This is a genomic window from Salicola sp. AFF1 (genome assembly GCF_056783195.1).
Genome location: NZ_JBXAYL010000097.1, coordinates 1 through 1247, shown reverse-complemented (window position 1 = coordinate 1247; position 1247 = coordinate 1). Strand labels below are relative to the sequence as shown.

The following is a 1247-nucleotide window of genomic DNA, read 5'->3' as shown; positions in this document are numbered from 1 at the left end:
GGTGTTTTCGCCGGGCGTAGACTTGTCGCCCCTGTTCCGTGGCTAGTTTTTGTGCCATCCGGGCCGTAGCCGGATACTGATCGGCGTCTATCTGTCCGGTCTTTTTCCCTTCTCGGCGTAACGAGATATAACCGTCAATGGCTTTGCTCTCCAGAAGTTGAAAGTCCTGTTCCTTTCGATAGCCGGCATCGGCCAGGCATCGCTGCGGCTGGCCACCCAATGTCTCTTTCACATCATCCAACAGCGGAACGAGGCAGCCGTGGTCACTGGCATTGTTACCCTGATGATTCGCCACAATCATCTGCGACTCAGCATCGACGGCCAGTTGCCCGTTATAGCATTGCTGGAAGCCGTCGCTTGTTTTCATGATTCGGCTCTGTGGGTCGGTAAAGTTGCTCTGATCCTTATCTTCCGGGACCCCGTAATCGCGCTTGAAATTGCGCCCGCCACGCGGTGAGCGTCGCTCATCGTCTGGGTGCCGACCGCGGGCCTTATCCTTTGCTTGCTGATCGGCCTCCAGCTTGTGCTTCGCTGCCCGGATCTTGTCCAGCCGCTTCTCGCGATACTGTAGTTCGTCGGGTAATTCATCGCCGCGTTGGTCGGTGCCAAACTGCTGGTCTTCCGAGTCATCCGTGCGACCCGCCTGATCGCACAGTTGCTCAATCTCATTCGCCAAGCGCTTTTCTTCGTCACGCATGCGACCATAGCTCATGGCCTTATGCTTGCTGGCATTAGCTCGGACCTTGGTGCCATCAATGGCCACAGTGCCAAGCTTGATCAGATCCGCTTCCCGGGCGATATGCAGCACCTGAACAAACACAGCCTTGAACTCACTGAGATGTTGTTTGCGGAAATCGCATAGAGTTCGATGCCTGGGGAAGTTGCCGGCCGCAAGCACCCGAAAGGCGACGTCCTCTTCCAGCTTTCGGGCAATCTTGCGCGATGAGAATACGCCCGTCGCATACGCATAAATCAGCACCTTCAGCATCATGCGCGGATCGAAAGGTGATTTGCGCCGCCCGTCGCCTTCATAGCGGGCGTAAAAAACACTGAGGTCCAGCTCATCGACGACATCGCTGACGAAATACGCGAGATGGCCCTCAGGCAGCCACTCTTTGAGGCTTGGCGGAAGGAGCAAGTCCTGGTCGGGCGAATAAGGGCGGAAAGTCGTTCCCATCGGGCTTCCTGCAAGAGAAGAATTTCGCGTTATTATGCCAGAATGCGGTTTCTACCGCGCAGACTCCTAG

General features: G+C 56.2%; 1 protein-coding gene. It reads right to left on the bottom strand.

Annotation, left to right across the window (positions count from 1 at the left end):
* The coding region (locus tag AC1RQI_RS16865) for an IS1182 family transposase (RefSeq protein WP_481905773.1) at positions 1 to 1177 on the bottom strand (1177 nt) is incomplete at its 3' end.
* Positions 1178 to 1247: the final 70 nt, after the last annotated feature.